Source organism: Bradyrhizobium betae, from assembly GCF_050632175.1.
In the GTDB taxonomy this organism is placed as follows: Bacteria; Pseudomonadota; Alphaproteobacteria; order Rhizobiales; family Xanthobacteraceae; genus Bradyrhizobium; species Bradyrhizobium betae_B.
In genome coordinates, this window is sequence record NZ_CP192576.1 from 2,777,632 (window position 1) to 2,800,603 (window position 22,972).

Sequence of the window (22,972 nt, forward strand, 5' to 3'; positions counted from 1 at the left end):
ACGACCGCGCGGGCTTAAAACACTGCCGGGGAAACGCACATGACCACGACCGATCCGACCGGGCGCATCGAGCGCGCCGAGATCGAAGACACCAGCCTTCTCGCCTTCTATCGCGACATGAACCCGCCGGAGCGCCGGACGTTCTGGGCCTGCGCGGCTGGCTGGGCGCTCGACGGCATGGACTTCATGATCTATCCGCTGGTGATCGGCACCATCATCGCACTGTGGAAAGTCGATGCCGCCTCCGCCGGTCTCGCCGGCACGGTGACGCTGCTGGCCTCGGCGATTGGCGGCTGGCTCGGCGGCTATCTCTCCGACCATATCGGCCGTGTCAGGACGCTCCAGATCACCATCATCTGGTTCTCGTTCTTCTCGCTGGTCTGTGCCGTCGTGCAGAATTTCGAACAGCTGCTGATCGCGCGCGCCGTGCTCGGTCTCGGCTTCGGCGGCGAATGGGCGGCGGGTGCCGTGCTGATGGGCGAGGCGATCCGGCCGCAATATCGCGGACGCGCAGTTGGCTCGGTGCAGTCGGGCTGGGCCGTCGGCTGGGGCCTCGCCGTGCTGTCGCAGGCGATCCTGTTCTCGGCTTTGCCGCCGGAGACGGCGTGGCGCTGGATGTTCGTGATCGGCGCGCTGCCGGCGCTGCTGGTGTTCTATATCCGCCGCTCCGTCACCGAGCCCGAAGTCGCAGCCGAGGCGCGCGCCAGGCAGGCCGCGAGCGGCGATCGCCCGGCGCTCTGGGAGATCTTTTCAGGCCCGATCCTCAAGACCACGATCCTGGCGTCGCTGATGGCGACAGGCTGCCAGGGCGGCTATTACGCCATCACGTTCTGGGTGCCGCAGTTCCTGACCAAGGAGCGGCATCTGTCGATCGTCGGCTCGACCGGATATCTGTCGACGCTGATCATCGGCTCCTTCATCGGCTATCTCACCGGCGCCTGGCTCGCCGACCGGATCGGACGGCGCAATCTGTTCCTGACCTTCTCGATCGGCGCGATGGCCGTGGTGCTGCTCTACACGCAGCTGCCGCTGACCAATGAGATCCTGTGGGTGCTCGGCTTCCCGCTCGGCTTCTTCGCCTCGGGCTATTTCTCCGGGATCGGCGCGTTCCTGACCGAGCTCTATCCGACCCGGCTGCGCGGCTCCGGCCAGGGCTTCTGCTACAATTTCGGCCGCGGCATTGGCGCACTGTTTCCGTTCCTCGTCGGCGCGCTGTCGGCATCGACGTCGCTTGCGAATGCGATCGCGATATTCGCGGTCGCCGCTTACGCGCTGTTCTTCATCGCAGCCTTCGCGCTGCCGGAGACACGCGGCCGCGTCCTGCACGCGGATTGATCTTATTCCCGGGGCGGTGAGGAAACTTACCGCCCCACCTGATACGGCCCGCCCTTTTCCAACGCCTCGGGCATACGCCGGCCGCGCGTGGATGCGCTCCAGGAACGCCATCGCCTTGGGATGACCGAGCTCCAGTCCGCCACGCGCTTGCGCCGCTTCCAACGGAAAGCTCATCTGGATGTCGGCGGCGGTGAACTCGTTGCCCGCGAACCACTCGCTCTTTGCAAGCTCGCCTTCCCAATAATCCATGTGCTGCTTGAGTTGCGGATTGACCAGCGCGGTGAGCGCCTGATTCGAGACCTTGCGCACCAGCGGGCGCAGCAGCGCCGGCGCACGCTTCGGCATCAGCGTGAACAGCAGCTTCAACAGCAACGGCTGCATCGCGGAGCCTTCCGCATAGTGGAGCCAGTAGGTGAAGCGCAGCCGCTCCGGTGTGTTCGGCGGCGGGATCAGCCGGCCGTTACCGTAGGTGGCGATGAGATATTCGATGATGGCACCTGATTCGGCGACGGTGTTGCCGTTGTCGGTGATGACGGGCGACTTGCCCAGCGGATGGATCGCGCGCAGTTCCTTCGGCGCGCGCATGTCCGGCTGGCGCTGATAGCGCACGATCTCGTAGGGGACGCCCAACTCTTCGAGCAGCCACAGCACGCGCTGTGAACGGGAATTGTTGAGATGGTGGACGGTCAGCATCGGTGGGGTCCCCAGGCTAGGCGTGGTCGATCAGCCGCGCGTTCGTGCCAGCCCGGGACTGCAATGTCGAGCGATCCGCGAGGTTATTTCATCCGGGTATATTGACGTTCACAATTTACCCGGGTATTAAAATGTCCAACGTCGTCGATATGGCAATGATTCCAATGCAACGGACTTTCACCGCTTTCCAAGGCCACCGCCGCCTGGCGTCCGGGCCGGCCGGCGAGGTTGCGCTGGTCGTCAAGCGAATGGCGCCGCGGCCGGACGAGACCATCATCATCTTCGAGGACGCCACGGGCCGATCGATCGACTTCGATCTGCGCGGCGGGGATCGCGAGGTGCTGGCGCGGTTGGCAAAGCTTGTCCCGCCGCCGGTTGAGGAGACCGCACCATCGACCGAGCCGCGCGGACGGGGGCGGCCGAAGCTCGGCGTGATCGCGCGCGAAGTGACGCTGCTGCCGCGGCACTGGGAGTGGCTCAACGCGCAACCGGGCGGCGCTTCGGTCGCGTTGCGGAAGCTCGTCGAGGAAGCCAGGCGCGCCACCGGCGACAAGGACCGCGAGCGGCAGGCGCGCGATGCGGCCTATCACTTCATGTCGACCATGGCGGGCAACCTGCCGCAGTTCGAGGAAGCCTCGCGCGCGCTGTTTGCGGATGACCGGCGCCGCTTTACCGGACTGATCGCCGAGTGGCCCGCCGACATCCGCGACCACATCGTCAAGCTCGCCACCAGCGACCGCGCCTAGGCGCGCTCACTCATAACCCCATCGACGGCCGAGCCGCGCATTGCGCGGCAACGGCTTCGCACGCCCTGATGAAAGGCCCAACCATGCCCGCAGCAAAGCCGCTCTGGACAACGTTCCTCCGCTTCCTCGTACCGCTCATGCTGAGCAACGCGCTGCAGTCGCTGTTCGGCACCGTCAGCAACGTCTATCTCGGCCAGATGATCGGCGTTGATGCACTCGCAGCCGCGTCGGTCTTCTTCCCGGTGATTTTCTTCCTGTTCGCGTTCGTCATGGGCCTGAGCGCAGGCGCGACCGTGCTCATCGGTCAGGCCTTTGGCGCGGGCGAACACGGCAGGATCCGAAGCGTCGTCGGTACGACGCTCGCGGTCGGCATGCTGCTGTCGATCCCGATCGCACTGGTCGGCGGAGTTTTCAGCCGGCAATTGATGATCGCGCTTGCGACACCCGCGGACATTCTCGATCAAGCCGGCGCCTATGCGCGCATCATGCTGCTGACGATGCCGCTCGGATTCGTCTTCATGCTGATGACGGCGATGATCCGCGGTGTCGGCGATGCACTGACGCCGCTGCTGGCACTGGCGTTATCGACCGCTATTGGCCTGATCCTGACGCCGATGCTGATCAGGGGATCGTTCGGCTTGCCCGCTGTCGGCATCACCAGTCCGGCCTGGGCGGGCGCGATCTCCAACGCGCTGACGCTGATCGTGCTGGCCGTCTATCTGCGGGGGACCAAACATGCGCTCGCACTTGATGCTGCATTGCTGCGACATCTGCGGCTCGATCGCGCCATGCTCGGAAAAATCCTCGGCATCGGCCTGCCGAGCGCGATCGGCATGGTGGCGATGGCGATCGCCGAGCTGGTTCTGCTCGGCCTCGTCAACGGCTTCGGCTCCAGGGCCACCGCCGCCTATGGTGCCGTCAACCAGGTGATGGGCTACACGCAGTTCACGGCGATGTCGATTTCGATCGCAGTGTCGATCCTCGGTGCCCAAGCGGTAGGCGGCGGGAACAGGACACGGCTCGACGGCATCGTCCGCACCGGCCTCGCGTTCAACCTCGTGTTGACAGGCGGGCTGGTCGCGCTGATCTACCTGGCACAGCGCGCGGTCCTCGGCCTCTTCATCACCGACGGCGCCGTGCTCGATCTGGCGAAGGAGTTGCTCTTCATCGCCCTGTGGAGCTCGGTGCCGTTCGGCATGGCGACGGTGTTTTCCGGCGCCATGCGGGCCGCGGGCGTGGCGCTGACGCCGATGCTGCTGGCGATTTTCGCCATTGTCGCGATCGAGCTGCCATCCGCGGTGATCCTGAGCCGCGCCATTGGCCTTGAAGGTGTATGGGCCGCCTATCCCATCGTGTTCTGCGCCATGTTCGTTTTGCAGATGGGCTATTACGTCCTGGTTTGGCGCAGGCGGGCGATCCGGCGCTCGATCTGATCATCAAGATATTATGACCATCATTAAACGGTGGACCTGTGGCGCACCCTGCGCCACAATGCGTGAAAGCCAGATCAAAAAGCCAGGTCAGGGAGAACGATTTTGACCCGCACAGCCCCCCAGTTCCTGTTCGATTTCGGCAGCCCGAACGCCTATCTGAGCCACCTCGCGATCCCGGCGATCGAGCAGCGCATCGGCGTCAAATTCGAATACGTGCCGATCCTGCTCGGCGGCATCTTCAAGTCGACCAACAACAAGTCGCCGGCCGAGACGCTCGCCGGTATCAAGAACAAGCGTGAATTCCAGACGGTCGAGACCGAGCGCTTCATCAAGCGCTTCAAGGTCAAGCCTTACGTCATGAATCCCTTTTTCCCGGTCAACACGCTGAACCTGATGCGCACCGCCATCGCGGCGCAGGCCGAGGGCGTGTTCGAGAAATATGTCGAGGCCGCTTTCCACCACATGTGGCGCGAGCCAAAGAAGATGGACGACCCTGAAGTCGCTGCGAAAGCACTGGCCTCCTCCGGCCTCGATGCCCAAAAATTGTTCGCCCGGGCCCAGGAGCCGGACGTGAAGGGAAAGCTGATCAAGAACACCGAGGACGCGGTCGCGCGCGGGGCGTTCGGCTCGCCGACCTTCTTCGTCGGCAACGAGATGTTCTTCGGCAAGGAGCAGCTGCGCGAGGTCGAGGAGATGGTGAAGGGCGAGTAGCGAATGGCGAATAGCGAGTAGTCGAAAACGTTACTCGCATTTCGGCGTATGCTGCCTTATTCGCTACTTCCTACTCGCCATTCGCGTCTGTCCAAAGAACAACAATACGGAGTCTTCCCATGCGCATCCTCGTGGTCGGCGCCGGCGCCATTGGCGGCTATTTTGGTGGCAGGCTGTTGCAGGCCGGCCGCGACGTCACCTTCCTGGTCCGTCCCAGGCGTGCCAGCGAGCTGGCGAGCGCCGGCCTCGTCATCAAGAGCCCGAATGGCGACGTGACGCTGAAGAATCCTCCGACCGTGCAAGCCGACAAGCTCGCGGAAAAATTCGACGTCGTGCTGCTGAGCTGCAAGGCGTTCGATCTGGACGACGCCATCACGTCGTTTGCGCCGGCGGTCGGGCCGGATACGGCCATCATCCCGATGCTCAACGGCATGAAGCATCTCGATACGCTGGATGCCAGGTTCGGCAAGGAGCGCGTGCTCGGCGGCCTCTGCGCGATCGCCGCGACGCTGAACGAGCAGCGCGAGGTGGTGCAACTCCAGCCGATGCAATCACTCAATTTCGGCGAGCGGGATGGCAAGCTGTCGGACCGGGTCAAGGCGATCGACGAGGCCTTCAAGAGCGCCATCAAGGGTGCCGCCGCCAGCGAGAACATCATGCAGGACATGTGGGAGAAGTGGGTGTTCCTCTCCTCGCTCGCCGCAAGCACCTGTCTGATGCGTACCTCGGTCGGCAACATCCTCGCCGCTCCCGGCGGCAGGGACTTCCTGCTCGGCATGCTGGACGAGACCAGCGCGATTGCCACAGCATCAGGCTATACGCCGGGCGGGCCGTTCTTCGAGCGCGTGAAGGGCAACCTCACCACCGAAGGCTCGCCAATGACGGCCTCGATGTTCCGCGACGTCAAGGCGGGCCTGCCGGTCGAGGCCGACCATGTGATCGGCGACCTCATCGCGCGCGCCGATGCCGCCAAGGTGCCGGTGCCGAAGCTGCGCATCGCGTACACGCATCTGAAGGCCTACGAGAAGCAGCGGGCAGGCTGACCAGATACTCCGCTATTTGAAATACGCGAGATAGTGCGAGACCGCGGTGATCTCCTCGTCGCTCATGTGATAGGCGACATCGGCCATCGCGGCGACGCCGCCGCCGACTCGCGCGCCGGCCTTGTAGTCGTGCAGCGCCTTGACCAGATATTCCTCGCGCTGGCCCGCAAGCCGGGCGACGGCCTTGGTCCCGGCAAAGCTATCCGTGTGGCATGAGGCGCAGCGGCGGCCGACGGCAACTTGCGCGCCCTTTTTCGACAAGTCCGGATCGCTGTCGTCCGCTGCCTTCGGCGGCGTCATCTGCGAAAAATAGGCGCCGAAGTTCCGGATGTCCTCGTTGGTGACCGCCTCGGCGATCGGCTGCATTTGATCGTTCTTGCGCGAGCCGGCGCGGAAGAACACCAATTGCCACTGGATGAACTGATCGGGCTGGCCGGCGAGCGAGGGAATGTTCTCGGTCTGCGAAATGCCGTTCTCCCCGTGACAACCGGAGCACACCGCGGCCTTCTCCTTGATCGCGGCATTGTCGGCGGCGATGGCGGGGAGAGGACCGAGCGCTGCAAGCGCCACCGCGCTGATGGCGTGCGAGATGAACTGGTGGCGCATGATGGAATTCCGCTCTGTCGAGGTCGTCAGTCCGGGGCGCTGCCTGGCGCGGACCCGGACTCCATAACCACCAATCGGGGTTATGGGTTCCGGAGCTGCGCGCAGGTGGCGCGCAATCCGGAACGACGGCATGGGACCTTGAAATGAAAGAGGCTGCGGCCGTCACCGGTCGCAGCCTCCATGTCACGTCGCGCTACTTCTTGCTGTAGCTGATGCGATAGATCGCGCCGGCCCAATCGTCGGCGACGAGGATCGATCCGTCCTTGGCTATGACGATGTCATCGGGGCGGCCGAGATAGCCCTGGTCGCCCTCGAGCCAGCCGGAGGCAAACACCTCCTGCTTGGCGTTCTTGCCGTCCGGCCCGACAATCACGCGCATGATGCGCGCGCCCTGGTACTTGTGACGATTCCAGGAGCCGTGCTCGGCGATCAGGATGTTGTTCTTGTACTCGGCGGGGAACTGGTCGCCGGTATAGAACTTCATGCCGAGCGGAGCGACGTGCGCGCCGAGGTTCAGCACGGGCGGCGTGAACTCGGAGCACTTGTGGCCCATCGCGAACTTCGGATCGGGCATGTCGCCCTGGTGGCAGTAGGGATAGCCGAAATGCTCGCCCATCTTCGAGATCATGTTCAGCTTGTCGCTGGGCAGATCGTCGCTGACCCAGTCGCGCGCATTCTCGGTGAACCAATACTTGCCGGTGCGCGGATCGACATCGCCGCCGACCGAGTTGCGAACGCCAAGCGCATAGATTTCGGCGTTACCGGTCTTGGGATCGACGCGCCGGATCTGCGAGACGCTGGTCGGCGGGATGCCGATGTTGAAGGGCGGTCCGAACGGAATGTAGAACCAGCCCTCCTTGTCGACCGCGATGTATTTCCAGCCATGGGCGGCGTAGGACGGCATGTCGTCATAGACGACCTTGCCCTCGCCGGGATTGTCGAGCTTGTTTTCGATGTCGTCGTAGCGGATCAGCTTGTCGACTGCGATGACGTAGAGCGCGCCATCCCTGACGGCCAGACCCGTGGGCATATTCAGCCCCTTGAGGATGGTCTTGACCTCTTTCTTTCCGTTGTTGTCCTTGATCGCATAGACGTTGCCGAGGCCGAACGAGCCGACGAACAGCGTGCCCTTGTCTCCCCAGGCCATCTGCCGCGCGGCCAGCACGCCGGAGGCGTAGACCTCCATCTTGAAGCCCGCCGGCAGCTTGACCTTCTTGACGATGTTGGCGAGCTCGGCATCGGAGGCGCCGGTCGGCGGACCCGACGGCGGCGCGAGACCCTTCTGCGCCTCGGTCTCATCGCCGAGGAACCAGTCATCCGGCGGATGCGTCCAGAATTCCTTGGTGCCGGATCTCGTATTTCTTCAGTTTGCTCTTGTCCTGCGCCTGGACAGCGCTGGTCCCCGCAAGAAGGGCAACCGCTGCAAGCGCCAGCACGGACCGATGGAACATCGATGTCATCGCGTCACTCCCCTAAGGCAGCCGTCAGGGCTGCGCGTTATTTTGTTATGGCTCGTCGAGAGGCGAGGTTTTCGTCCGCCAGCGAGGCAGACGCAAAAAGGTTAGCACATCTGCGAGCGGTGAGAAGCGCGCCGCGGCCGCCGGTGTTGCACTCGATAAAAGTTGAGACGGATGTCTCTAGATGCGAGGCGGCGACGAAAACGATCTCGCTGCAACGCGGAATCAGATCGCGCGACTGATTTGCAGGCGCAAAACGACGGGTCGAACAGAAAACGCGAAAACAACCCCATGCACAGTAGAACGGCGCACGAGGTCTTACGTCCAGTGATGGCGCGCAGGCGCTTGACGCATCAAGCAAATCGGCAAACGCGGCGATTGCAAGGCGACGGGATGAGTCCGTCGTCAAACTGCGCGTCACAAGAGCGCTCGCGCAAACGCCGGCCGCATCCCCGTGAGCACGACCGGACGGCATTGCGCGAATGGTCCAGTGGCGGAGATGATGTAACGTGTGTTTTTCGGCGCGCATGACGGCGAGGAGCAGCGCCGCCTCGAGCAGATTGAGCTTGCTGATGATGCTGGGGTCGACGATCGAGCGTGCAGCAATCGGTGACCAGAATTGTCATGTCGGACCAAACCGGCCGCCAGCGGCGTGGAAGAACCACAACCCGACCCGGTTCGGCTGGATGCTCTGGGAAAAATTGGAGCGGGCGAAGGGGCTCGAACCCTCGACCCCGACCTTGGCAAGGTCGTGCTCTACCACTGAGCTACACCCGCATCCTGTGTCGGTCGCATGACTGCGCCGGCAACGGCTGTCGTATGCCAAAAGCGGACGCCGAATGCAACAGCTACCGGCGGCATAGATTCGGTTTCAGCGCCCCATATGGACCCCGATTCCGGCCGAATCGCTCGAAAACGCCCCGGAACCAGCGAATCATTGCCCTCGCATTGAAATTCGGCCGGCCCGGCCCAATTTTAGGCCGACAGCAACGCATATGAATTGGCGACGTGCTAAACAGCCGCCATTCCAGACATGAGACGAGGGGATGCCGTGACGATCATCGACCAGGGTAACGGAGCGCCGGGCCCGGCTGCCGCCGATCTGATCAAGGACACCACCACCCAGACCTTCGTGAAGGACGTCATCGAGGAATCGAAGCGCCAGCCGGTGCTGATCGACTTCTGGGCGGAGTGGTGCGGCCCCTGCAAGCAGCTCACCCCGATCCTCGAAAAGGTCGTCAAGGCGGCCAAGGGCAAGGTCAAGCTGGTCAAGATGAACATCGACCAGCACCCGGCGATCCCGGGCCAGATGGGCATCCAGTCGATCCCGGCCGTGATCGCCTTCGTCAACGGCCAGCCGGCCGACGGCTTCATGGGCGCGGTGCCGGAGAGCCAGCTCAACGCCTTCATCGAGAAGCTGACCAAGGGCGTCGCCGCACCGGGCGAGGTCAATGTCGCCGAGATCCTGCAAGAGGCCGAAGCCGTCCTTGCCGAGGGCGACGCCGCCGCGGCTGCGCAGATCTACGCCGAAGTGCTCCAGCACGAATCGACCAACATCGCCGCGCTGGCGGGCCTTGCCAAATGCTACGTGACCTCAGGTGCGATGGAGCAGGCCAAGCAGACCCTGGCGATGGTGCCGGAATCCAAGCGCAACGACCCCGCCGTGAAGGCCGTGCAGACCGCGATCGATCTTGCCGAGCAGGCGGAGCAGCTTGGGCCGGTGGCCGAGCTGGAACAGAAAGTCGCCGCAGACCCGCTCGATCACCAGGCGCGGTTCGACCTTGCGATCGCGCTCAACGCGCAAGGCAACCGGGCCGCCGCCACCGAGCAGCTGCTCGCGATCATCAAGCGCGACCGCAAATGGAACGACGACGGCGCCCGCAAGCAGCTCGTGCAGTTCTTCGAGGCCTGGGGCGGCACGGATGATGCAACCGTCGAGGGACGCAAGCGCTTGTCGATTATCCTGTTTTCATAAGGCGTCGGCTGGAGCACGATCTTTCGGGAAACCGCTGCGGAGTTTTCCGTATCTCGCTACAGCTGGGGCTGATCACGTCAACCGGGGACCGCGCACCAGATGCCGATCAACATCGAATATCGCGGGCCTGCCGACCTTCCGGAGATCATTCCGGTGTTTCCGCTGCCGGGCGCGCTGCTGCTGCCGCGCGGCCAGATGCCGCTCAACATCTTCGAGCCGCGCTACCTTTCAATGGTCGACGATTGCCTCCGCGACGGCCATCGGCTGATCGGCATGATCCAGCCCGACGCGGCACACTCGCCGAAGAACTCCGACAAGCCTTCGCTGTTTAGCGTCGGCTGCGTCGGCCGCATCACCCAGCTCGCCGAATCCGGCGACGGCCGCTACATCCTCGAGCTGACCGGCGTGGCGCGCTTCAAGGTGGTCGAAGAGCTGGAGGTGCTGACCGCCTACCGGCAGTGCAAGGTGGATTTCTTCGCCTTCCTCGACGACTTCACCGCGCGCAAGGGCGAGGACGAGGTTGATCGCGAGGCGCTGCTGACGGTGCTGGCGGACTTCCTGAAAGCCAACAATCTCAAGGTCGACTGGGAGGGTGTCGAGAGCGCGCCCAACGAGGCGCTCGTCAACGCGCTGGCGATGATGTCGCCGTATGGTCCCGCGGAGAAGCAGGCCATGCTGGAGGCGATGGATCTGAAGACCCGCGCCGAAATCCTGATCGCGGTCACCGAGATGGACCTCGCCAAGAAGCGCACCAGCGGCGATCCGCCGTTGCAGTGAGGGTGCGCCGCCGACGGTGCGCTCCCTCTCCCTCTCCCGCTTGCGGGAGAGGGTCGGAGAGAGGGTGTCTCCGCAACGGGACAATCCCCCAGAGGATAGAACCCTCACCCGCGTCGCTTCGCTCCGCGACCTCTCCCGCAAGCGGGAGAGGTGAGCGCCCCCGTGGCTCGATCATTCCGACTCAACTTCACTGGTGCCCGCGAATGCGCTTGCGGCCGGTGAACATCGCGCGGATCAGGTTCTCGCGCTGCATCAGCCCCATCAGCACGACGCCAACGACGTGCAGCACGACCAGCACCATCACCGCGTCCGATGCGACAGCGTGGGTGTCCTCGATCCACCAGACGCCGAAGAAGGTGACGGTCACCGACAACGCGCCCGATATCGCCGACACCGCGAGCGACAGCAGCAGCGCCACCAGCATCAGGGTGCCGGCGGGATTGAGCCCGATATAGCGGCCGGTCATGCCGCGGCGCAGATTCCAGAGATAGCTCGGCGCAGCACGAAGCCTGGCGCCGACCATGCGGAAGCGCGAATAGCGGCTTCCCCAGACACCCCAGACCAGACGGAAGGCCAGAAGCGCGAGCACCGCATAGCCGACGATGCGATGAAGGCTGTCGTAAACGGGCGGCGTGAACCACGCCGTCGAGACACAAACGGCGAGTGCCCAGTGCCAGAGGCGGAGAGGGAGATCCCAGACCGCAACCGTCCGGGACGCGGTTCGATTCGCGGGGAGCCCACCGGACGCCCCGCGCGCTTCTGACACCGCTTCCTCGATCAAGTCGGGATCACCCTCAGACCTTACTTGGCGATCGTGTGCTTCAGGCTGAGATCTTCGGGGCTGTAGAACAGCTCATAGAGCTTGCCTTCCTTGACGCCGTAGACCTCATAGCATGAGCCCTCGATCTTGGAGCGCCGCACCTCGTAGCCGAGTGCCTTGGCCTTGGCTTCGGCTTCGCTCGCCGGCTTCCACGACGCCTTGTCGAGCTTGGTGCAGTCCTTGAAGCCGTCGGCCATGGCCGCCGATCCCATGCCAATCCCGATCGTCAGTGCAACGGCAACAACACGCATCACCTTCACGAGCATCTCCCCTTCTGTCCTTCGCGCGACATCTCGCGCGACGGAGAGTGAAGGATGGGATCGAGAGAGTGAAGTCAATCCGCTACGGCCTTGCAATGCTTTAGAGTGATTCTAACGATCCGAAAAAGATCAGCGCTGTCCGAATGCAGAGCGCATTTGTAGGCCGGCTGCGGCCTTACGCCTCACGGTTTGCGACGGCGTGCTAATAGCCGGCGACCGCCATCGCGACGACGGCGCTGAGCGCCATCCAGCCGAAGTGCCGGCCGCGCGTCGCCCAGGCGTTGGCGCAGGCGGACAAGCCGAACACACCGGCCATGGTGATGACGATCCAGTGGCGCGCCGGTGCCGAGTCCATCCAGGGCACCGCGATCAGGAGCACGCCGCCGCCGATCCAGGCGACGGTCGAGGCCTGCCAGACCAGTCGGATCAGGATGCGAAGCCGTTCCGGTTCGATGCGGGCGCGGGGAAAGACCCTGGTCTCGCCGAGGACGCCATGGATCAGGGCCACGGCAATGGCCGCAACACCGGCACATTGGAGCAAGAGATCGCGCATCGACGCCTCCATACAGTCATGTATGGCGTATTAAGCGCTGGCCCGCCGCCTGTCAATACACTAGTGTATGGCTGATCTTCGGAACCCGCCATGACCGACCAACTTTCTGCCGACGACTGGATCAAGCAAGGCCTGAAGACGCTCGCCAGCAGCGGCTTCACGGCGCTGAAGGCCGATCCGCTCGCAAAGACCATGGGAGTTTCGCGCGGCAGCTTCTATTGGCATTTCGCCGATCTCGGCGCGTTCCACGCCGCCATCCTGAAGCGCTGGCGCGAGATCGCGGCCGAGCAGATCATCGCCGATGTCGAGGCCGCCGGCGGCGAGCCGCTGACGGCGCTGCTGCGGCGAAGCTTTGGCGCGCGGCTCGATCTCGAGCGCGCGATGCGCAACTGGGCGGCGTTCGATGCGGCCGCGCAGGTCGCGGTCCGCGCGATCGACCGCCGCAGGATCGACTATATCGAGACGCTGCTGACGATGCGGGGACTCGCGCCGGCGATGGCGCAGGCGCGAGCGCAGATCCTGTACTGGACTTTCCTGGGCTTTGCCCTGTCGGGCGCGCCGGTGCCGGCCGCACGGCTGCAGCATTTGCTCGACGAGATCCTGCAGATGGTAGCAGCCTGAACCGCAGCGAGGCCGATGGCGGCTGCCATTTTCTGTGCTAGAGGCAGGCGATTGCCGGAGACAAAGATGAACGCGACCAACGAACGCCCCGAGAACAGCGTCGATCCCAAATTGCTGGAAATTTTGGTCTGTCCGCTGACCAAGGGTCCGCTGGAGTTCGATTCCACGCGGCAGGAGCTGATCTCGCGGTCTGCAAAACTCGCCTACCCGATCCGCGACGGCATCCCGATCATGCTGCCGGAAGAGGCGCGGAAGATCGATTGAAGTCGGGGTAGCCGTCGTTAAACGATGGCCGCACTCTCGATGTCGTCCCCGCGTAGACGGGGACCCATAACCACAGGGTGCGGTTATGGAGCAAACTGGCAACTCCGAAATCTTCGCAAAATGTCTCCCTGTGGCTATGGATCCCGGGCTCGCGCTACGCGCGTCCCGGGACGACAGGGGAGTGCGGAGCGACAGCGAGAGCTACAACGCCTCGCCCTTCAACAACCGCGGCACCTCGCCGGTCAGTCCGGCGGCCTGGCGGATGAAGAGATTCTTCAGCGGCGGGGCGCGGTCGACGAGGCCGAGGCCGATGTCGCGGACGGTGCGCAGCAGCGTCGACTGGTTCGAGAACAGGAAGTTCAGCGAGTTGGTGGCAACGCCCATCGCCATCGTGTCGAAACGGCGCCAGCGCTGGTAGCGGCTCGAGCACGTCGGCTGCGCCGAGATCCATGCCGAGCCGCGCGGCATCGACGACGACTTCGGCCAGCGCGGCGACGTCCTTCAGCCCCATGTTGAGACCTTGGCCCGCGATCGGATGGATGACATGCGCGGCATCGCCGACCAGCGCGAGGCGCTCGGCAATGAAGGAGCGCGCCACGAAATAGGACAGCGGAAACGCACGCGGCCTGTCGAGCGCCTTCACCTCGCCGAGATGCAGACCGAAGCGCTGCTCCAGCTCGCCGTGAAACTCCTCGTCGCTGAGCGCAATGATACGCGCGGCCTCAGCTCGGCGCTCGGTCCACACCAGCGAGGAGCGCTTGCCCGTGAGCGGCAGGATCGCGAACGGTCCCGCGGGCAGGAAGTGCTCTTCGGCGCGGCCTTCATGATCGCGCTCGTGGCCGACGGTGACGACGATGCCGGACTGATCGTATTCCCAGCCATGGGTGGCGATGCCGGCGCGCTCGCGCAGCTTCGACCGCGCGCCGTCGGCGGCAACCAGCAGGCTCGCCGCGATGACGCTGCCGTCGCCGAGCGTCACGTCGATGCCGTCGCTGCGCGCGTCGTAGGACGACACAACGGTGGCGCGAAGATCGATGCCCTCGGCCTCGGCGCGCGCCACCAGCGCATCGATTAGACGGCGGTTCTCGATCATATGCGCAAAGACTCGCCCGGCGCGACATCGCCGGCGAAGTTCAGAAAAACCGGACGGGTGGCGTCTTCCAGCTTGGAATCAGTGACGACCATGTCGAGGATCGGCTGCGCCTCGCCCCTGACGTCGTCCCAGACGCCGATCGCCTCGAACAGGCGGCGGCAGGCGGCGACGATCGCGGTGGCGCGCGGGTCGCGGCTCGGCCGCGTGCCGAACGCGGGGTCGGCGACGATGACGGGAATCTCGGGGCCGAGCCCCTGGCGCAACGCCAACGCCAGCGCCAGGCCCGCGAACGCGCCGCCGCCAATGACAATGCTACCCTGTACCGACATACCCAAATCCCTAGTCAATTCTTGGTCTTGCTAGCAGACTATAGCTGGGCGAAACAGTGAGGTGAAACAAGGGCGCAACGGCCCGTTATGTCATTCCGGGGCGCCCCGCAGAAGCGGCCCGGAACGACGGCAAGAAAGCTCGATTCATGTCCAAAAGCCTGATCGACCTGATCTCGATCCTCGACCTCGAACAGCTCGAGGTGAATCTGTTCCGCGGCAACAGCCAGAAGACGAGCTGGCAGCGGGTGTTCGGCGGCCAGGTGATCGGGCAGGCGATGGTGGCGGCCTGCCGCACCGTCGAGGGCCGGCTGCCGCATTCGTTGCATTGCTATTTCATCCTGCCCGGCGATCCGCAGATCCCGATCATCTACCAGGTCGAGCGCCTGCGCGACGGCAAGAGCTATTCGACGCGCCGCGTCACCGCGATCCAGCATGGCAACGCGATCTTCTCGATCATGGTGTCGTTCCACACCGATGAGGAGAGCGCGTTCGATCATCAGGACAAGATGCCCGAGGTGCCGCCGCCGGAAAAGCTCACGGCGGAGGAGGTGGCGAAGCAGCCGATGTTCAAGGAGATGCCGGAGTTCATCCGCCGCTACTACGAGTCGGATCGCCCGATCGAGTTGCGCCCGGTCGAGCTCAGCCGTTATTTCGGCGAGAAGATCGAGGACGGCCGCATTCACGTCTGGATCCGGACCGCGGCGAAACTGCCCGACGATCCGGCGCTGCACATGTGCGCGCTGGCCTATGCCTCGGACTTTTCGCTGCTGGATGCGATCATGGCGCGCTACGGCCGCACCCTGTTCGACAAGCGCATGATGCCGGCGAGCCTCGACCATGCGATGTGGTTTCACCGCCCGTTCCGCGCCGACGAATGGTTGCTCTACGCGCAGGATTCACCGAGCGCGCAGAGCGGACGCGGCCTGACCCGCGGTTCGATCTTCAAGCCCGACGGCACGCTGGTGGCGTCCGTCGCGCAGGAGGGTTCCGTACGCGAACGGAGAAACTGATCGTCAGAGCGATCCGCGCGCCGCGAGCTCAGTCTGCGACGCCGTCCAATTCATGATCCAGCGGTACACCCAAGGGATCGGGATGATCAGGCTAAACAGGATCGCGGCCACTATGCCGCGCCACAGAATGCCAAGCCCGCTGCCTCTGAAGATGATGGCGCGCCGCGTGCCCTGGATGTTGCTGCACATCCAGCGCAGCTGGGCCGCGGCAACCCAGGCCCAGCCGATGATCGTAATGATCGAGATCGCGAACAACAGATTCCAGCCGATATAGGCCCAGATCGAGCCTGAGAAGCTGAGACCCAGCGGCTGATCGTTGGAGGCAAGGTTTGCAACCGTCCACTTGATCAGCAGCCAGTACAAGACCAGCTGGACGACGAACATCAGGTTGTTGAGCACCGGTATATCGGCAAAGGCGATGACGATCGCGAGTACGATGGCGCCGAAATACCAGGGCACCAGCGTCATGGCGTTTCCGGTGAAGCTGAGATTGGGACGTCCCGGCACCCGAATGCAGGGGATGATCCATTTCGCGTACCAGACCAGCACCCACGGCCCCGGAATGACCAAGCAGGCGCCGATCACCGCCACGATCGTGCGCCAGGTAAAATCGAGGATGCCGAAATCGACGGACAGCGATCCGGCGCCGCCACCGGCATTGCCGCCGCCCGCATAGCCACCGCCGCCCATCGTCGGCGGACCGCCGGCCGGGACCATCGGGGGTGCACCGCCGCCGATCAGGCCGGGAATTTCGGCTGCCTTCTGCCAGCCGGCCATGCCCTCGGACCACACCAGCGTATCCGGACGCACAATCCCTTGCGCGACCAGATCGCGGAATTGCCCTCCCGGATAGGGCCCCTGCTGCTTGCCCTCGGATGCGTAGAACCAACTCGCCATGAAGCGTCCCCCTCGAACATACTTTTGTACCGGCCGGGACGTTCGGGTTCACCGCATCCATGCCAAAAATGCATTGTGAAGGATGAACGGATGCCCTGTACAGAGGCGGCCGTTCACACGCGCGAACGTTTTTCCGCTTCAATCTGCAAGTTTTTATGCCATGTGCCCGGAAAGATGCCAGATTGACGCTGCGCCGGGGACATACGGCGCGGCGCATCCCGGGGAACAGGCCTGACCATGAAACTCGTCGTCGCGATCATCAAACCCTTCAAGCTGGATGAAGTCCGCCAGGCCCTGACAGCGATCGGCGTCCACGGCATGACCGTGACCGAGGTGAAGGGCTATGGCCGCCAGAAGGGTCACACCGAGATCTATCGCGGCGCCGAATATGTCGTGAACTTCCTGCCGAAGCTGCGAATCGAGATCGCGGTTGGCTCCGACATCGCCGAAAAGGCCGTCGGCGTGATCACCGCGTCCGCGCGCACCGGGCAGATCGGCGACGGCAAGATCTTCGTCACGCCGATCGACCACGCGCTGCGCATCCGCACCGGCGAAACCGACAGCGACGCGCTCTAGCTTTTGTTTTGACGCGTTTTCTTTACGCGAACCGGTATCCGCTTCGCTCGAAAGCGCTCTGATACTTCTTCTTCGATCGCACCGGGCAACGACGCCACAGCGTGCGACGCAATCACGATGCTGGGGGAAACGACATGGCGGGATTGTTGCGCCGCGCAGCCATCATGGCTGCGCCGGCCGGATTGATGTCGATCGTCGCCGCGCCGGCATACGCCGCGAACTCGGAGATCAACACCGCCGACACCGCCTGGATGATCGTCGCCACCGCGCTGGTGCTGATGATGACGATTCCGGGGCTCGCGCTGTTCTATTCCGGCATGGTGCGCAAAAAGAACGTGCTTGCGACCATGGCGCAGAGCCTTGCCGCAGTGACGATGATCTCCATTCTCTGGGTCGCGTTCGGCTATTCGCTCTGCTTTGTCGGCGACGGCCCTTGGATCGGCACGCTCGACCGCTGGTTTCTCGCGGGCATGACGATGGACAGTGTCAACCCGGCGGCGAAGACCATCCCGGAAGCGCTGTTCATGCTGTACCAGATGACGTTCGCCATCATCACGGTAGCGCTGGTCGCAGGTTCGGTTGCCGACCGGATGCGGTTCTCCGCCTATCTGGTGTTCTCGGTCGCCTGGTTCGCCTTCGTCTACATTCCGCTGGCGCACTGGGTGTGGGGCGGCGGCTTCCTCGCCAGCATGGGCGTGCTGGATTTCGCCGGCGGCCTCGTCGTGCATCTGTCGGCCGGCACAGCCGGCCTCGTCGCCGCCAAGGTGATGGGGCGCCGTCACGGTTACGGCACCGAAAATCTCTCGCCGTTCGACCTCTCGCTGGCCGTGATGGGCACCGGCCTGTTGTGGGTCGGCTGGTTCGGCTTCAACGGCGGCTCGGCCGGTGCCGCCAATTCGCGGGCCGTGCTGGCGATCATCGCGACGCATCTTGCGGCCTGCGCCGGCGCGCTGACCTGGGGCGCGATCGAATGGTCGACCCGGCGCAAGCCGTCGGTGCTCGGCATGATCTCCGGCGCGGTGGCGGGCCTCGGCACCATCACGCCCGCCTCGGGCTTCGTCGCGCCGTGGCACGGCATCGTCATCGGCATCATCGCCGGGGCGGTCTGCTACTGGGCCTGCACCTGGCTGAAGCACCGCTTCGACTACGACGATCCGCTCGACGTGTTCGGCGTCCACGGCATCGGCGGCCTGACCGGCACGCTGCTGGCCGGCGTGTTCGCGACCTCCGCGATCGGCGGCACCGCCGGCCTGATCGAGGGCCATCCGCAACAGCTCCTGATCCAGCTCTACGGCGTCGCCGTCACCTTCGTCTGGTCGGCCGGCGTGAGCTTCGTCCTGCTCAAGCTGGTCGCGTTGTTCGTGCCCTTGCGCGTATCCCGCGAGCATGAGCTCGAGGGGCTCGATATCTCGCAGCACGGCGAGGCGCTTCAGTAGGGGCTTGCGCAACACATAAGCGCGTGCTTATGTATCGCCATGATCGAAGCCGACATCTTCAAGGCGCTGGCCGACCCGACCCGCCGCAAGGTCTTTGAGAAGCTGGCCGGCGGAAGCCAGAATGCCAGCGCGTTGCGCGACGGCTTGGAGATCAGCCAGCCGGCGATGTCGCAGCATCTGGCCGTGCTGCGTGCGGCGGGCTTGGTGCGCGAGCAGCGGCAGGGCCGTTTTGTCAATTACGAGGTCGACCCGGACGGTATCGTCGCCATCGGGGCATGGCTCGCGCGCTACCGCGCCTACTGGCCGAAGCGCATGGAAGCGCTCGCCGATCTCTTGAAGGATATGGATCAATGAGCGACGAATTGAAGCCTGATCGCCCCGACGCTGCTCTGGTGCTTGAGTTTGAATTCGATGCGCCGCCGGCAAAGGTCTGGCGCGCCGTGACCATTCCGGCCCTGCGCGAGCGCTGGCTGCCGGATTGCGATCTTGCGGGCGCCGAGCCGGAAACATCGATCCCCGGCGAAGAGGTGCGCTACCGGCTTCGCGATTCCGAACCGCCGTTTCGCGAGAGCCACGTCATCTTCCGGATCGAGCCGAACGAGGACGGCGGCACTCGCTTTCGAATCATTCAGCAAGCCTGCGACGTCGCGCTCCCGAAGCCGGCCAACAGCAATTGCTGCCTGATGCGCGCGGCGGCCTGACAACAACCGACTTCATCACCTGCAAACATCATGGAGGTCGCCGATGCGCGACATGCTTCAGCTCGTCCCTATGGTCGTCGAGCAATCCGCCCGCGGCGAACGATCCTTCGACATCTACTCGCGGCTCTTGCGCGAACGCATCATTTTCCTCAATGGCGAGGTCAATGATGCGATGTCGGGCCTCGTCTGCGCGCAGCTGCTGTTCCTGGAGGCGGAGAATCCGAACAGGCCGATCAATCTCTACATCAACTCCTACGGCGGCGTGATCACCAGCGGGCTGGCGATGTACGACACCATGCAGTTCATCAAGGCGCCGGTCCACACGCTGTGCATGGGGACGGCGCGCTCCATGGGCTCGTTCCTGCTGATGGCCGGCGAGCCCGGGCACCGTGCCGCGCTGCCCAATGCCAGCCTTCACGTGCACCAGCCGCTTGGCGGTTTTCAGGGCCAGGCCTCCGACATCCTAATCCACGCCAACGAAATGCAGGAAACCAAGCGGCGCATCATTCGGCTCTACGCGCAGCATTGCGGGCGCTCTGAAGAAGAGGTCGAACGGACCCTGGACCGCGACCACTTCATGACCGCCCAGCAGGGAGTCGAATGGGGGCTGATCGACCGGGTTTTCGCGGTCCGCGACGCGGCCTGACGGTTATTAGTGGCCAGCAGCAGGATACCGTTGAACGCATCCTCGGCCGCTCGAGCTGATCGGCGGGTTGCGCGTATCCGATGAGCAGAAGTGCGACCGCGCCGATATTTCGCGGTACGGCAACGCCCCTTGGTAAGCAGGCACCGTAATTAGATACCGCTCGCCTGCCCGACGCATGAGCATCATTGTGTCGACAGCCTGTCGTGCCTGTTTTTTACTCAGTCATGATCACGCATTGAGCGCGACGTATTAGCGCACTGCAGCGCGATACCCGCCAAACGCGAAAACACCCGTTTTCATAGTCCGTTAGGCAACACGCCCGATCTGGCACGGCATTTGATTCTATGGGTCGTGGCTGTGCCCGCGTAGTGAACTTTCTCCCTCGTGGCGAACCAGTCGAGAAACGCCCGGCCACGTCCGGACCGGGCCCAAGCGGGGATAGGACCCATGAAAATTGTTATGGCGATTATCAAGCCATTCAAGCTGGAAGAAGTCCGGGACGCCCTGACCGCCATCGGCGTTCACGGTCTCACGGTGACGGAAGTCAAGGGATATGGCCGCCAGAAAGGCCATACGGAAATCTATCGCGGTGCTGAATACGCCGTGAGCTTCCTGCCCAAGATCAAGATCGAAGTCGCTGTCGCCTCCGACCAGGTCGACAAGACCATCGATGCCATCACGTCCGCCGCGAAAACCGGACAGATCGGCGACGGCAAGATCTTCGTCATCAACCTCGACCATGCGGTTCGCATCCGCACCGGCGAGGCCGATGCCGCGGCCCTCTGATTTCTCGCCCAATCAAAAATTCAATCAGGAGTAAGTGAAATGACGTTTAAGCGTCCCTATGGCGCGGGATTGGCGGCTCTCGCAGTCGGCATGTTCGCTGCGACCGCGGCCTATGCCGAGCCAACGGTCAACAAGGGAGACAACGCCTGGATGATGACATCGACAGTGCTCGTGCTGTTGATGACGATCCCGGGTCTCGCGCTGTTCTACGGCGGCCTCGTCCGTTCCAAGAACATGCTCTCCGTGCTGATGCAGGTGTTCTACACCGTGTGCGTCGTCACCGTGATCTATGCCGTGTACGGCTACAGCCTCACCTTCACCGGCGGTTCCGACTTCATCGGCGGCTTCTCCAAGGCCTTCATGATGGGCGTCACCACCGACTCGAAGGCTGCGACCTTCTCGGTCGACGCCAACATCTCGGAGCTCATCTACATGTGCTTCCAGATGACCTTCGCGGCGATCACGCCCGCCCTCATCGTCGGCGCCTTTGCCGAGCGCATGAAGTTCGCGGCGCTCGCTTTGTTCGTGCCGCTCTGGGTCACGCTGATCTACTTCCCGATCGCGCACATGGTCTGGTACTGGCCCGGCCCGGACATGATCCAGGACGCTGCCAAGGCTCTGGCTGCTGCCACTGACGCGGCGGCGAAGACCGCGGCTCAGGCCAAGCTCGACGAGATCAACGCCGACGCCGGCTGGATCTTCAAGATGGGCGCAATCGACTTCGCAGGCGGCACCGTGGTGCACATCAACGCCGGCATCGCAGGTCTCGTCGGCGCACTGCTGATCGGCAAGCGCGTCGGCTACGGCAAGGAGCTGATGGCTCCGCACTCGCTGACCATGTCCATGATCGGCGCCTCGCTGCTCTGGGTCGGCTGGTTCGGCTTCAACGCCGGCTCCAACCTCGAAGCCAACGGCGGCGCAGCCCTCGCCATGACCAACTCCTTCGTCGCCACCGCAGCCGCCGCGCTGTCGTGGATGTTCGCGGAGTGGATCATCAAGGGTCACCCGTCGGTGCTCGGCGTCATCTCCGGCGCTGTCGCAGGCCTCGTGGCGGTGACTCCCGCGGCCGGCTTTGCCGGCGTGATGGGTGCGATCGTCCTCGGCCTGATCGTCGGCGTGGTCTGCCTGTTCTTCTGCACCGTGGTGAAGAACGCGCTCGGCTACGATGACTCCCTCGACGTGTTCGGCGTGCACTGCGTCGGCGGCATCGTCGGCGCCATCGGCACCGGCATTCTCGTCAACCCCGCCCTCGGCGGCGCCGGCATCGTCGATTACACCGCCATCCCCCCGAAGGTCGCCGATTACGACTTCGCGGTTCAGGTGCTCGCCCAGCTCAAGGCCGTCTGCACCACGCTGGTGTGGTCGGGCGTCGGTTCGGCGATCCTCTACAAGGTCGTCGATGTGATCGTTGGCCTCCGCGCCAATGTCGAGACCGAGCGTGAAGGCCTCGACATCACCGAGCACACCGAGCGCGCCTACAACATGTAACTCTCCTCCCGGACGCGATCTCCTCGGGGATCGCGTTCACAACTACGGTTTGGGCACATACCCGGCAATGCCCAGACTGTTGAGGGGCTCCAGCGCAAGTTGGAGCCCCTTTCTTTTCGTGCCGGATTCTTTTCGACTGCGTGCCGAAGAAAAAGATTGCCATTCCAGATTGCCGGCGCAGAAATACCGACCACAACGAAAACAAATCGGGAGGTCGTCATGCGTTTGGAAGGCGGATGCTATTGCGGCGAAGTGCGCTATGTCGCCGAGGGCGATCCCATGATGCAGGCCCAGTGTCATTGCCGCGAGTGCCAGTACATCTCGGGCGGCGCACCCAACACCTTCATCGCGATGCCGGTGGCCGGCTTCAGCTACATCATCGGACAACCCAAGCAGTTCACGCGCAAGGACCTCGCGCGCGCCGTGACACGCGAGTTCTGCCCCGAATGCGGCACGCATCTTGTAACCAAGGTTCCGGGCTTGCCGGCCGCGATCCTGAAGGTCGGCACGCTGGACGAGCCGGAACAGTTCCATCCGCAGATGGCGATCTACACCTGCGATAAGCAGGAGTTTCACGCGATCCCCGCGGGCATGGCGACGTTCGAGAAGCTGCCGGCGCACTGAGGCGCGCCTATGTCGCCAGGCGAAGCGAAGGCCGGGGCCACCCACGTTCTTGGACGTCCCGGAAAGGGCGTGGACGGCCGGGGCAGGCCCGG

The 22,972-nt window shown here is 64.0% G+C and carries 23 protein-coding genes, 1 tRNA gene and 3 pseudogenes; 18 read left to right on the forward strand and 9 right to left on the reverse strand.

The window, feature by feature from the left end:
- Nucleotides 1–39: 39 nt before the first annotated feature.
- The gene (locus ACQ86E_RS13425; RefSeq protein WP_431205787.1) at nucleotides 40–1,335 is read left to right on the forward strand and encodes an MFS transporter; all 1,296 of its coding nucleotides are present in this window, start codon (nucleotides 40–42) and stop codon (nucleotides 1,333–1,335) included.
- A gap of 26 nt (nucleotides 1,336–1,361) precedes the next feature.
- Here the strand turns inward: ACQ86E_RS13425 and ACQ86E_RS13430 are convergent.
- Nucleotides 1,362–2,028, reverse strand: a pseudogene (locus tag ACQ86E_RS13430) (glutathione S-transferase family protein).
- Between the two features lie 149 nt (nucleotides 2,029–2,177).
- Between ACQ86E_RS13430 and ACQ86E_RS13435 the strand changes: the two are divergent.
- From ACQ86E_RS13435 to panE, 4 genes are all read left to right on the forward strand, one after another.
- Entirely contained in the window at nucleotides 2,178–2,774 is a 597-nt protein-coding gene (locus ACQ86E_RS13435; protein WP_431206468.1) for a DUF2239 family protein, read from the forward strand.
- A gap of 83 nt (nucleotides 2,775–2,857) precedes the next feature.
- Nucleotides 2,858–4,207 carry an MATE family efflux transporter gene (locus ACQ86E_RS13440; protein WP_431205788.1) on the forward strand — a complete coding sequence of 450 codons (1,350 nt, stop codon included), beginning with the start codon at nucleotides 2,858–2,860 and terminating at the stop codon, nucleotides 4,205–4,207.
- Between the two features lie 102 nt (nucleotides 4,208–4,309).
- Nucleotides 4,310–4,918 carry a 2-hydroxychromene-2-carboxylate isomerase gene (locus tag ACQ86E_RS13445; protein WP_431205789.1) on the forward strand — a complete coding sequence of 203 codons (609 nt, stop codon included), beginning with the start codon at nucleotides 4,310–4,312 and terminating at the stop codon, nucleotides 4,916–4,918.
- 119 nt (nucleotides 4,919–5,037) lie between these two features.
- On the forward strand, nucleotides 5,038–5,961 hold the full coding sequence (gene panE, locus ACQ86E_RS13450; protein ID WP_431205790.1) for a 2-dehydropantoate 2-reductase: 924 nt from the start codon (nucleotides 5,038–5,040) through the stop codon (nucleotides 5,959–5,961).
- Between the two features lie 12 nt (nucleotides 5,962–5,973).
- Here panE and ACQ86E_RS13455 read toward each other — a convergent pair whose 3' ends face one another.
- From ACQ86E_RS13455 to ACQ86E_RS13465, 3 genes and pseudogenes are all read right to left on the reverse strand, one after another.
- Complete coding sequence (locus ACQ86E_RS13455) at nucleotides 5,974–6,567, reverse strand: c-type cytochrome (protein WP_431205791.1); 594 nt, start codon at nucleotides 6,565–6,567, stop codon at nucleotides 5,974–5,976.
- A 193-nt stretch (nucleotides 6,568–6,760) separates the two neighbouring features.
- A pseudogene (locus ACQ86E_RS13460) lies at nucleotides 6,761–8,027 on the reverse strand (PQQ-dependent sugar dehydrogenase).
- A 699-nt stretch (nucleotides 8,028–8,726) separates the two neighbouring features.
- Nucleotides 8,727–8,801, reverse strand: a tRNA-Gly gene (locus tag ACQ86E_RS13465).
- A gap of 274 nt (nucleotides 8,802–9,075) precedes the next feature.
- Between ACQ86E_RS13465 and trxA the strand changes: the two genes are divergently transcribed.
- Together trxA and ACQ86E_RS13475 are read left to right on the forward strand one after the other, a co-directional pair.
- Nucleotides 9,076–9,999, forward strand: coding sequence for a thioredoxin (gene trxA / locus ACQ86E_RS13470; RefSeq protein ID WP_431205792.1), 924 nt, complete (start codon nucleotides 9,076–9,078; stop codon nucleotides 9,997–9,999).
- Nucleotides 10,000–10,098: 99 nt separating this feature from the next.
- Nucleotides 10,099–10,776: an LON peptidase substrate-binding domain-containing protein gene (locus tag ACQ86E_RS13475; protein ID WP_431205793.1), complete on the forward strand. Its 678-nt coding sequence runs from the start codon at nucleotides 10,099–10,101 to the stop codon at nucleotides 10,774–10,776.
- A gap of 187 nt (nucleotides 10,777–10,963) precedes the next feature.
- Here ACQ86E_RS13475 and ACQ86E_RS13480 read toward each other — a convergent pair whose 3' ends face one another.
- The 3 genes from ACQ86E_RS13480 to ACQ86E_RS13490 all read right to left on the reverse strand — a co-directional run bounded on the left by ACQ86E_RS13480 (nucleotide 10,964) and on the right by ACQ86E_RS13490 (nucleotide 12,409).
- The gene (locus tag ACQ86E_RS13480) at nucleotides 10,964–11,557 is read right to left on the reverse strand and encodes a cytochrome b/b6 domain-containing protein (protein ID WP_431205794.1); all 594 of its coding nucleotides are present in this window, start codon (nucleotides 11,555–11,557) and stop codon (nucleotides 10,964–10,966) included.
- 20 nt (nucleotides 11,558–11,577) lie between these two features.
- Entirely contained in the window at nucleotides 11,578–11,856 is a 279-nt protein-coding gene (locus ACQ86E_RS13485) for a PepSY domain-containing protein (RefSeq protein WP_041748648.1), read from the reverse strand.
- 202 nt (nucleotides 11,857–12,058) lie between these two features.
- Entirely contained in the window at nucleotides 12,059–12,409 is a 351-nt protein-coding gene (locus ACQ86E_RS13490) for a hypothetical protein (protein WP_431205795.1), read from the reverse strand.
- A gap of 90 nt (nucleotides 12,410–12,499) precedes the next feature.
- Between ACQ86E_RS13490 and ACQ86E_RS13495 the strand changes: the two genes are divergently transcribed.
- Both ACQ86E_RS13495 and ACQ86E_RS13500 read left to right on the forward strand, forming a co-directional pair.
- Nucleotides 12,500–13,030, forward strand: coding sequence for a TetR/AcrR family transcriptional regulator (locus ACQ86E_RS13495; RefSeq protein WP_431205796.1), 531 nt, complete (start codon nucleotides 12,500–12,502; stop codon nucleotides 13,028–13,030).
- A gap of 66 nt (nucleotides 13,031–13,096) precedes the next feature.
- Nucleotides 13,097–13,294, forward strand: coding sequence for a Trm112 family protein (locus ACQ86E_RS13500; protein WP_431205797.1), 198 nt, complete (start codon nucleotides 13,097–13,099; stop codon nucleotides 13,292–13,294).
- A 201-nt stretch (nucleotides 13,295–13,495) separates the two neighbouring features.
- Here ACQ86E_RS13500 and ACQ86E_RS13505 read toward each other — a convergent pair.
- Nucleotides 13,496–14,716: pseudogene (locus ACQ86E_RS13505) on the reverse strand (ubiquinone biosynthesis hydroxylase).
- Nucleotides 14,717–14,862: 146 nt separating this feature from the next.
- Here ACQ86E_RS13505 and tesB point away from each other — a divergent pair.
- Nucleotides 14,863–15,726: an acyl-CoA thioesterase II gene (tesB, locus tag ACQ86E_RS13510; protein WP_431205798.1), complete on the forward strand. Its 864-nt coding sequence runs from the start codon at nucleotides 14,863–14,865 to the stop codon at nucleotides 15,724–15,726.
- A 3-nt stretch (nucleotides 15,727–15,729) separates the two neighbouring features.
- On the opposite strand, the gene ACQ86E_RS13515 is transcribed toward tesB, so the two are convergent.
- Nucleotides 15,730–16,623 carry a DUF4339 domain-containing protein gene (locus ACQ86E_RS13515; RefSeq protein WP_431205799.1) on the reverse strand — a complete coding sequence of 298 codons (894 nt, stop codon included), beginning with the start codon at nucleotides 16,621–16,623 and terminating at the stop codon, nucleotides 15,730–15,732.
- Between the two features lie 237 nt (nucleotides 16,624–16,860).
- Here ACQ86E_RS13515 and ACQ86E_RS13520 point away from each other — a divergent pair, with 237 nt between their 5' ends.
- The 8 genes from ACQ86E_RS13520 to ACQ86E_RS13555 all read left to right on the forward strand — a co-directional run bounded on the left by ACQ86E_RS13520 (nucleotide 16,861) and on the right by ACQ86E_RS13555 (nucleotide 22,880).
- A complete protein-coding gene (locus tag ACQ86E_RS13520) occupies nucleotides 16,861–17,199 on the forward strand; it encodes a P-II family nitrogen regulator (protein WP_431205800.1) in 339 nt (112 codons plus the stop codon).
- A 134-nt stretch (nucleotides 17,200–17,333) separates the two neighbouring features.
- Nucleotides 17,334–18,635 (forward strand): ammonium transporter, encoded by a 1,302-nt coding sequence (locus ACQ86E_RS13525; protein ID WP_431205801.1) that lies wholly within the window; start codon nucleotides 17,334–17,336, stop codon nucleotides 18,633–18,635.
- Nucleotides 18,636–18,674: 39 nt separating this feature from the next.
- Nucleotides 18,675–18,989 carry an ArsR/SmtB family transcription factor gene (locus tag ACQ86E_RS13530; RefSeq protein ID WP_431205802.1) on the forward strand — a complete coding sequence of 105 codons (315 nt, stop codon included), beginning with the start codon at nucleotides 18,675–18,677 and terminating at the stop codon, nucleotides 18,987–18,989.
- Nucleotides 18,986–19,336: an SRPBCC family protein gene (locus tag ACQ86E_RS13535; protein ID WP_431205803.1), complete on the forward strand. Its 351-nt coding sequence runs from the start codon at nucleotides 18,986–18,988 to the stop codon at nucleotides 19,334–19,336. Before ACQ86E_RS13530 ends, ACQ86E_RS13535 begins: the two co-directional genes overlap by 4 nt.
- A 43-nt stretch (nucleotides 19,337–19,379) precedes the next feature.
- Complete coding sequence (locus ACQ86E_RS13540; RefSeq protein ID WP_431205804.1) at nucleotides 19,380–19,982, forward strand: ATP-dependent Clp protease proteolytic subunit; 603 nt, start codon at nucleotides 19,380–19,382, stop codon at nucleotides 19,980–19,982.
- Nucleotides 19,983–20,429: 447 nt separating this feature from the next.
- Nucleotides 20,430–20,768 (forward strand): P-II family nitrogen regulator, encoded by a 339-nt coding sequence (locus tag ACQ86E_RS13545; protein WP_008142813.1) that lies wholly within the window; start codon nucleotides 20,430–20,432, stop codon nucleotides 20,766–20,768.
- Nucleotides 20,769–20,807: 39 nt separating this feature from the next.
- Entirely contained in the window at nucleotides 20,808–22,256 is a 1,449-nt protein-coding gene (locus ACQ86E_RS13550) for an ammonium transporter (protein ID WP_431205805.1), read from the forward strand.
- 219 nt (nucleotides 22,257–22,475) lie between these two features.
- Nucleotides 22,476–22,880 carry a GFA family protein gene (locus ACQ86E_RS13555; RefSeq protein ID WP_431205806.1) on the forward strand — a complete coding sequence of 135 codons (405 nt, stop codon included), beginning with the start codon at nucleotides 22,476–22,478 and terminating at the stop codon, nucleotides 22,878–22,880.
- Nucleotides 22,881–22,972: the final 92 nt, after the last annotated feature.

Excerpts from the sequence above, each read along its gene's own strand:
- ACQ86E_RS13425 (WP_431205787.1), top strand. The coding sequence starts at position 40 with ATGACCACGACCGATCCGACCGGGCGCATCGAGCGCGCCGAGATCGAA.
- ACQ86E_RS13435 (WP_431206468.1), top strand. The coding sequence starts at position 2,178 with ATGGCAATGATTCCAATGCAACGGACTTTCACCGCTTTCCAAGGCCAC.
- ACQ86E_RS13440 (WP_431205788.1), top strand. The coding sequence starts at position 2,858 with ATGCCCGCAGCAAAGCCGCTCTGGACAACGTTCCTCCGCTTCCTCGTA.
- panE (WP_431205790.1), top strand. The coding sequence starts at position 5,038 with ATGCGCATCCTCGTGGTCGGCGCCGGCGCCATTGGCGGCTATTTTGGT.
- ACQ86E_RS13455 (WP_431205791.1), bottom strand. The coding sequence starts at position 6,567 with ATGCGCCACCAGTTCATCTCGCACGCCATCAGCGCGGTGGCGCTTGCA.
- ACQ86E_RS13475 (WP_431205793.1), top strand. The coding sequence starts at position 10,099 with ATGCCGATCAACATCGAATATCGCGGGCCTGCCGACCTTCCGGAGATC.
- ACQ86E_RS13490 (WP_431205795.1), bottom strand. The coding sequence starts at position 12,409 with ATGCGCGATCTCTTGCTCCAATGTGCCGGTGTTGCGGCCATTGCCGTG.
- ACQ86E_RS13495 (WP_431205796.1), top strand. The coding sequence starts at position 12,500 with ATGACCGACCAACTTTCTGCCGACGACTGGATCAAGCAAGGCCTGAAG.
- ACQ86E_RS13500 (WP_431205797.1), top strand. The coding sequence starts at position 13,097 with ATGAACGCGACCAACGAACGCCCCGAGAACAGCGTCGATCCCAAATTG.
- tesB (WP_431205798.1), top strand. The coding sequence starts at position 14,863 with ATGTCCAAAAGCCTGATCGACCTGATCTCGATCCTCGACCTCGAACAG.
- ACQ86E_RS13515 (WP_431205799.1), bottom strand. The coding sequence starts at position 16,623 with ATGGCGAGTTGGTTCTACGCATCCGAGGGCAAGCAGCAGGGGCCCTAT.
- ACQ86E_RS13520 (WP_431205800.1), top strand. The coding sequence starts at position 16,861 with ATGAAACTCGTCGTCGCGATCATCAAACCCTTCAAGCTGGATGAAGTC.
- ACQ86E_RS13525 (WP_431205801.1), top strand. The coding sequence starts at position 17,334 with ATGGCGGGATTGTTGCGCCGCGCAGCCATCATGGCTGCGCCGGCCGGA.
- ACQ86E_RS13530 (WP_431205802.1), top strand. The coding sequence starts at position 18,675 with ATGATCGAAGCCGACATCTTCAAGGCGCTGGCCGACCCGACCCGCCGC.
- ACQ86E_RS13535 (WP_431205803.1), top strand. The coding sequence starts at position 18,986 with ATGAGCGACGAATTGAAGCCTGATCGCCCCGACGCTGCTCTGGTGCTT.
- ACQ86E_RS13540 (WP_431205804.1), top strand. The coding sequence starts at position 19,380 with ATGCGCGACATGCTTCAGCTCGTCCCTATGGTCGTCGAGCAATCCGCC.
- ACQ86E_RS13545 (WP_008142813.1), top strand. The coding sequence starts at position 20,430 with ATGAAAATTGTTATGGCGATTATCAAGCCATTCAAGCTGGAAGAAGTC.
- ACQ86E_RS13550 (WP_431205805.1), top strand. The coding sequence starts at position 20,808 with ATGACGTTTAAGCGTCCCTATGGCGCGGGATTGGCGGCTCTCGCAGTC.
- ACQ86E_RS13555 (WP_431205806.1), top strand. The coding sequence starts at position 22,476 with ATGCGTTTGGAAGGCGGATGCTATTGCGGCGAAGTGCGCTATGTCGCC.